The organism is Salinivirga sp. (assembly GCF_035268865.1).
Taxonomy (GTDB): domain Bacteria; phylum Bacteroidota; class Bacteroidia; order Bacteroidales; family Salinivirgaceae; genus Salinivirga.
In genome coordinates, this window is record NZ_DATFKB010000006.1 from 1 (window position 1) to 8217 (window position 8217).

The window sequence follows — 8217 nt, forward strand, 5'->3', positions numbered from 1 at the left end:
TGCTGTTGATAACCGTACTTTGTAGATGTATACGCCACGTCCGATACGGTCGCCAAAATCATCTCTTCCATCCCAAACGATAGGGTTATTCATATATTGTGTGCCCGAAACAGAAGTTTCCAGTGTTTTAATGAGTTTTCCTGAAATGGTAAATATTTGAATGCGCACATCGATCATTTCATTGGCCTGGTTATGCTCGAAGAGAAAACTTGTTTTGGTTGTAAAAGGGTTCGGATAGTTCAATACGTGCTCTAAAACCACATCAGCCGAGTTGGCTACATAAAATTCCACATACGATTTCGATGAGTTATTGAGTATATCCCAGGCTTTAACCTCAATGGTATTGAGTCCTTCATCAAGATCAATCAGTTGGTATTCTACTTTACCCGATTGATAGCTGTTGAGATCGTTTTCGTAAAAATCGTTGAGGTTTATTCTGTTGTTGATGTCTTCATTCAGGGTGGCTGTTAAATCGTGGCCAATTACATTCCCTGTGGTATTTACTCCGTATTCATCGCGCAAATGCGCAATTAATAGTGGTGACTCATCGGTTGTACCACCACTAACAAATGTGGTATCGTTCAGGTAAACATCTATTTGCGGTCCCTGACTATCATCAACAATTAAAGAATCTGATCCACCGACTATAAAGTTGTCAAAGTGGCCATAGGCATCTGTTTGTGTGTTTTCGGCATAATAGGATATCTTGCCCTGTCCGAACTCATAGTTGATGTCGATGGGTACAATAAAATCGAAACTGAACTCACCATTTTGAACAGATGCCTTTCCTTTGTATATAACATTTGAATATTCGTAGTAATTGAAACTGCCAGATGGGCTATTATCATTATTGAGGGTCTGTTTTTTCTTTAGTTTATCGTAAATTACAGGGTAAACCGTTCCGTTAAAGTTCATTTTTGAATTACCTGTAGAATCTGCAATATGGCCGTGTATTCTTATTTTTTTCAAAGCTTTAAGTGTATCAGCGATAGCTGTATCGGGCTCATTGAAAGCTTCAATTCCGTTTATGGAGTCTGTAATAATTCTTTTAGGCGGTACATCTAATCTTACGGCTGGGTCGCCGAAAAGCGTGAAGTTACGCAGGTTATTTCCGGAAGTTAAATTTTTAGTAATGGCAATTACTTCTCCCAGCGTTTTGTACTGACCGTCTTCATTTGGCTCAAAAATGGTATTGTAGAGGTTCTCGCTTAATGTTTGATTGGCATTACCGTAAACAACCCGGGTAGTAGAAAATAAAGTAATGGCTCCAGCATTTTCTTTGAGTAGTATGGCTTCACCAAGTGATTGTCGGTTTTTATTATCATACCGGCTTACTTCGCAAGACCCTGTTACAAAAAAAGGTAGCTTATCATTAGTCCAGTTTTTTACTGTGTTTTTGTTTAAAATACCTTCATGGGCCAGACGGGTTTCGCTACCGTGCCCCGTATAGTTGAATATGAGTACTCCCCGGTGTATGTTTCCGTTAATGGCTTTGGTTACCTCCGGATATCTTTCACCGGCGGGCGTTGATTCCTGTGGGTAGGCATCCATCAGGATCATTTTTGGATTCATCCATTTGTATTTGTTTCTTACAATTGTAGCCAATTCATAGGCATCTTGTTGCAGGTAATAATCAATACCATCTGCGTCGTCGCCCACAAAAACAAGATCGTTTTTCCATGGGCCAAGGTTCGGGTTTGCAACATAATCAATGGTTTTGTCTACCATTATTTGTGCCTGATTTACTGTGCTTACCGGAAAGCGACCAACACCCATGTCTAACGTGCCATTGAGATCTAAACTTCCTTCATCACCTCCTTCGCCACTGTCGAGCATTACAAAAAAGTCGTCACATGCTACAGAGCGATAGCTATACACCCAATCGGTCTGAAATGTTGGTATGTAATTGGTATTGTTGCTTTCTGAAATATTGTCATAAGAACCGTCTCCAAAAAGTAAAAGGTGTTTGGGCATTTGAGCATCATTTGAAGCCCTGTCGTAATACATTTTAAGGTAGTTTCTGATTGCCGATGCATCCTGATTTCCGCTTGAAAATTCGTTATAAATTTTTTGAGGCTCAACTATTCTTACTGTGAGGTTTTCTCGGTCTCTATGAAATTGTGCAAGCTCTTCAGCCTGATCCTTGAAATCGGGGTGAACCAAAATGAATAGATCATAAAATCCTTCGCCATGTAGGTTTTGATTTTCAACTGCGCCGGCGTCTGTTGGAGTGAGCGCATTTTCATGTTCAAATGCTACAAACATGTTTTGATCGTCGGCAGGGTATTTGAAACTTGTCGTGGACCCATTTCTATTCAGATTCACATTTACCGGCGCTCCTGTATTGCTGATATTCCATACAATACCATCTTCAGGCAGGTTGCTCAGCTGATATCGTACAATATCTGGTTTACCAATATCCTGAAAGTTTTGCATTATCATCGGGTTTCCTTCATAAATCAACGAACGTTCTGCAATAACTTCAATATCACCCACATAACCATTTGCAGTAACATTAGAGGAGGCATACTCCAGGGCTATCGAAAATTCATCTGAGGTTGCATTTACTGTCGCTTCTGAAATTGAAGAGCGCCCCTTATCGTAGCTTCCGCTTTGTGCTACACTGGTTTGGTGAAACATATTTCCATTGAGGTACATCCTGAAATATGAGGTTACCCCTGAGCAGATAGCTCCAACATGGGTTTTAACTCTGATAGGAGTGCTTTCAACAATATTCGGAAAATTAAAGTTAAACGATTCATCTTCTCCAGGTTGCATTGGTTCGCCAAAAAAGATGCGTCCTGTATAATTTAGATTTGTTGTCCGGTGATTAAAATATTGTACGTCGGTAAATGTATTTCTGCTAAGCGTATGGTTCTCATTATTGTAGTTTTGGGTATTTATAGTGGATGCAGGCCCCAGCGATGTAGTAATAAAATAGTGTCCGTCGAGGGTGTAATCATGTTCTTTTATAGATAGCTCATTTGTCGCTGTATCAATACCGCGGTTTAAAATACCATTGCCGTAAAACAGAATGTAATCTCCACTATTAAAAACACCATCACTACCTTTTTCCATCCAAATGGGAACCTGAGGTAAATAATACGGGTCTTCCGAATCTACCCTGAATGAGAGTTGTTTTCCGCCAAATCCGTAAACTCTTACGTCGGCAAGGTTGCTAAAGCCCCAGTCAGATAGTTGATTATAAGTAATTTTGTAAATCCCATTTTCCCGTACTTTAATTTTTCGCCATTCTCCTGTATTCAGTACAGAATTATTAGGATACTGTTTCTTTTGTGGTAAAGCAGCCTGAAGCTTTGATTTTTGGAATGAAACCGTGACTCGGGCTTTTTGCAATAAATTAAATTGTCCGTTTTTGTTTACACCTGCATTTACCCACAAATAAAGTTTCTTTTGTTTTTTGGTCGTAACTATTTTGTAACTATAGTCAATTTTACCGGGTATTTTTTTTGTTGAAAACTGGGTATGTTTTGGAGGGGAGGTTAATGAAATATTTGAAATGCCAATTTCAATATTTGATGTTTGTTTGGGCATATCAATAATCCTGAAATAGTGAGGCAAATGCCGCAGACTGTCAAAATAATAACAGTTTTCAAAATAGGCACGGTTTAGCTGCGGGTCATCGACCCATTTAATATTAATATCAAATACCTGTTTTTCCTGACCATTTAGTATGGTAGGCAGTGCAATGAAGAAAAAAATAAGTAAACTTAGAATTGAATTACTTCTGAATAAGATATGTTTGATTTTATTTTTCATTTTTTCAACTTATTTTTCTGTTAAGGCCCTTATATTATTTCGGGCTCCGAAAATAACTTCATTTCTATATAATCTAAAATAGTTTTGCCTTTAAAATATATTAAATTGCTGGTTTCAAATTTTCAATGCTTAAGATATGTATTAGATTTGGGTTATGGTATTATATTGAGTGAACATTTGAACAAAGTATTAATATTAAAGTTGATTTTGTATTTTTACCTGAAAAAGAAAACGCCTGAAATAATAAAATATTGCTACTGAACGTATTCAAATTGGGTTAGCATTACTTTTAACAAAAGAATTGTTGTGGGAAAAAAGTCATTAAATGGTTTGTGCCTTGTTTTTATTTTGTTGTTTGGTTTTAAATCAAGCGCGCAGGATGTGCTTTTTTCGCAGTTCTATAAAAACCCGATTTATTTAAATCCGGCATTAACAGCACTTCAAAAGTGTGGACGCGCATATATAAATTATCGAAATACATCAATCGGTCCGTTGGATCAAACTTTTTACGCCATCGCATTTGATATTCCTTTTATTGAAACTAACTCTGGTTTGGGGGGTATGATTCAATGGCATGAAGATGGACTAAAAAGAGTCGGAACCTTTGGCTTTCAGTTTTCCCGAAAAGTTAGTATAACGCCTGATCTCTTTATTACCATGGGTATGGAAGCCGGTGGTATTTATCGAACCTGGAACAAGTCTGATATCAGACTTCCCTCTGATGTTACGAATGGCACATCAAATTCGGGATTAACACCGCCGTCAACATTAATTTATGACCTGGCTGCCGGCGCCGGAGTCAACTATAAACATCATTATGCAGGTTTTGCGGTAAGACATATCACAGAAACTCAGGCAAAAGCAATGCGGGTAAATTCACCTGTTTATCGCAAGTACATTGCACACTATGCAGCGCGTATACCATACCGTTTACCCGGTGCCCGATATGGTTTTTTTGCGCCCCAGTTTATTTTTGAGCAGCAAAATGGTAACAATCATCTGACATCTGGCGTATACGCAGTTTATGAAAAAGTAGGAGCGGGTATGTGGCTTAGGAACCATTTTCCGTTAAAAACGAGTTTTTTAATATTAATGGCCACAATAAAGCGTAACAATTTAGAGTTTTCATATAGTTATGACTTCCCGCTTAATGGTGCTGGCATCGTTTCAGGCGGCCATGAAATAGCAGTAATTTATTATTTATCAACCTTTAAAAAGAAGCATGATAAATTAAATCAGAAGAATTGTTTAAGTTTTTAATAAAATATTACGAAATCAGTTCATTTTATATATATTTGTAACATGAACCTAAATCGGAAAACTATGAAAATTCGTGCGTTCAATTTATTATTAATTGCAGCTTTATTTGCACTAGCATCGTGCAGTAAGGAAACATCCAGTGTTACAGGGTGGGAGTATAACAATCCCGACAATGGAGGTTTCCAGTATTATGGAGATTATTATGAACAGGAAACAGGTCCTGGTCTTGTATTGATAGAAGGAGGTACTTACATCATGGGTCGCACCGATCAGGATGTAATGCATGAATGGGACAATTTCCCAAGGCAGGTAACCGTATCCTCGTTCTATATGGACGAAACAGAGGTGACCAATACGGCATACCGTGAGTTTCTATATTGGCTCAATCGGGTTTTTGTTAGCTACCCTGATGTACATAAAAATGCACTGCCTGATACGCTTGTATGGCGTAGACCACTTGCATATAACGAACCTTACGTTGAATACTACTTCCGTCACCCTGCATACCAATCATACCCCGTTGTCGGTGTAAACTGGTTGCAGGCTAGTGATTTCTGTGAGTGGAGAACCGATCGCGTGAACGAAAAAATATTGATTGATTATGGTGTTCTATTGCAGGACCCTAATCAGCAGGACGAAGCAAACTTTAATACAGAAGCCTATTTGGCTGGGCAATATGAAGGTGCTGTAGATGAGCCACTTCCGGATTTAGACCCGAACAAAGATACTCGTAAGGTACGCATGGAAGATGGTATCTTTTTACCTAAGTATCGCTTACCAACCGAGGCTGAATGGGAGTATGCTGCGCTGGCTTTGATTGGTGAAACAACAGGCGAAAGAGTATACGAACGCCGTATTTATCCATGGGGAGGCGACCGTCTTCGCAAAGAAGATCGTAGTGAGCAAGGTGAAATGCGTGCTAATGCTGTTCGTGGTGCTGGTGATATGATGGGTGTTGCCGGAGACCTTAACGACCGTGCAGATATTACACACAATGTATATTCATATTGGCCAAATGACTTTGGTCTTTACAACATGGCTGGTAATGTTAACGAGTGGGTTTTGGATGTATACCGTCCAATGAACTTCGTTGATTTTAATGAATTCCGTCCATTCCGTGGTAATGTTTTTAAAACTCAGGTACGTGATGCAGAAGGTAAAATTGCCAGAAAAGATAGTCTTGGACGTATACAATATCGTCCGGTGACCGACGAGGAGGCTTATGGAAGAAGAAATTATCGCCAGGCTGACAATATTAACTATATGGACGGTGATTTAGCTTCAAGTATTTACTATAATGAAGAGGATGCTGCTCGAGGCGAAGGTTCACAGCGTATGTATTATACCGGAAAAGATCTTCAGGATCCCAATGCAGCTTCACTTATTAACGACCACACTCGCGTATATAAAGGTGGTGGTTGGAGAGATCGTATATATTGGTTAAGTCCGGGTACGCGTCGCTATCTTCAGGAAGATGATGCAAGGGATGATTTAGGTTTCCGTTGCGCGATGACAAGACTTGGGGAACCAGCTGCATATTAATTGAAACGCATACAATTATATAAAGACCGCATTATTTGCGGTCTTTTTTTTTACTTTGTGGTGTTTGATGGAGTTATGTGCCTGTTTTTGTCGCAAAATATGTACATTTAAGCAAATATTTTTAACTTTACTACATGAACATATTGGAGTTGTACAAAATATTTCAGCAAAATCCGAAAATTTGCATAGATAGCCGTAAAGCCGAATCCAATAGTATCTTTTTTGCCCTGAAAGGGGAGCGCTTTGATGGAAATAAGTTTGCAGCAGATGCCCTAAAAAAATGTGCCTTTGCTGTTGTCGATGATCCCGATGTTGCAACATCGGATCGTTATATATTGGTTAATGATGTATTAGAGGCACTTCAGGAGCTTGCAAGGGCCCATCGTCAGGAATTTTCAATTCCCATTATTGCTATTACTGGCACTAATGGTAAAACAACTACAAAAGAACTTATTGCGCGAGTATTATCTCAGGGATATAAAGTTTATAGTACTAAAGGCAACTTTAATAACCATATTGGAGTACCACTTTCACTCCTTGAATTAACCCCAGAATATGAAATTGCCGTTATTGAGATGGGTGCCAATAAGCCAGGAGATATTAGAGAATTATGCGAAATTGCCCAGCCCACACATGGTATCATAACAAATGTTGGAAAAGCTCATCTGGAGGGGTTTGGTTCCTTTGAAAAAGTAATGGAAACTAAAGGTGAACTATATGATTACCTTTATGTTAACAATGGTACTGCTTTTGTAAATTATGACAATGAGTACCTTGAAGATATGAACCCACCTCGAAAAACCATTCATTATGGTATAAGTAAGTTTACACATTGCCAGGGACAATTGATTTCAGATTCCCCATTTGTTAGTTTCAGATGGATATCAACCGGTGAAATGGTTTACGATGAAACTGAGTTAGACTGGTCTGATAATAAAAGGTATGTTGAGCTTAATCTGGTTGGTAGTTATAACTTTGAAAATGGACTTGCAGCAGCTTGTATTGGTAATTTTTTTGATGTTGATGATAAGAAAATCAAGAAAGCACTGGAGTCATATAAACCGGATAATTATCGTTCACAATATATGAAAACAAATAACAACGTGCTTGTAGTGGACAGTTATAATGCCAATCCAACTTCTATGAAACTGGTAATAGAGGACTTTGTAAAGTTTGACGCAAATTCTAAAATATTAGTGCTTGGAGATATGCTTGAACTTGGCAAAGTCAGTAGTCGAGAGCATGATGTTTTAATACATTTCATTTCAGATTTAAATACTTTTGAAGATGTGTATTATGTTGGAGAGGAGTTTTGTAGTTTGAAAAATGAATCAACAAAAAATTGGTTTAAGGATGTTAATGAGTTGGCTGCAGAATTAAAAAAGAAGAAACTCAAGAATAAAACTATCCTTCTAAAAGGATCACGTGGCATGCAATTGGAACGTCTTATCCCGGAACTTTAATTTTCACATTATATTCTTCACCCTGCCACCGGCAGGGTTTTTTATTGAATTAACTTTTATTCATAGTGACAATGCGGGCAGGGCATTGGTTTGCGTTTGGTTTTGATGTTAGTATTGAAATTAAACATCATTACAATTTCGTGTGCTCCACCGGTACCAGTTCCCATTAGTT

Annotated in this window: 4 protein-coding genes; 3 read left to right on the plus strand and 1 reads right to left on the minus strand. The window is 38.3% G+C overall.

Translation table 11 applies throughout. The features are described from left to right. Window positions 1-3780: type IX secretion system sortase PorU (gene porU, locus VJ937_RS00270; protein ID WP_324064917.1), on the minus strand; the 3780-nt coding region annotated here is incomplete at its 3' end. Between the two features lie 306 nt (window positions 3781-4086). Between porU and VJ937_RS00275 the strand changes: the two genes are divergently transcribed. The 3 genes from VJ937_RS00275 (at window position 4087) to VJ937_RS00285 (ending at window position 8045) form a co-directional block, all read left to right on the plus strand. Beyond that, window positions 4087-5040 (plus strand): PorP/SprF family type IX secretion system membrane protein, encoded by a 954-nt coding sequence (locus VJ937_RS00275; RefSeq protein WP_324064918.1) that lies wholly within the window; start codon window positions 4087-4089, stop codon window positions 5038-5040. A 63-nt stretch (window positions 5041-5103) separates the two neighbouring features. Then, window positions 5104-6582, plus strand: a complete 1479-nt coding sequence (locus tag VJ937_RS00280; protein WP_324064919.1) for an SUMF1/EgtB/PvdO family nonheme iron enzyme — start codon at window positions 5104-5106, stop codon at window positions 6580-6582. Window positions 6583-6716: 134 nt separating this feature from the next. Next, the gene (locus tag VJ937_RS00285; protein WP_324064920.1) at window positions 6717-8045 is read left to right on the plus strand and encodes a UDP-N-acetylmuramoyl-tripeptide--D-alanyl-D-alanine ligase; all 1329 of its coding nucleotides are present in this window, start codon (window positions 6717-6719) and stop codon (window positions 8043-8045) included. The last annotated feature ends 172 nt before the right edge of the window (window positions 8046-8217 follow it).

What these genes read in the sequence shown, in the direction of transcription:
- VJ937_RS00285 (WP_324064920.1), top strand. Translation starts at nt 6,717, where the DNA reads ATGAACATATTGGAGTTGTACAAAATATTTCAGCAAAATCCGAAAATT.
- VJ937_RS00280 (WP_324064919.1), top strand. Translation starts at nt 5,104, where the DNA reads ATGAAAATTCGTGCGTTCAATTTATTATTAATTGCAGCTTTATTTGCA.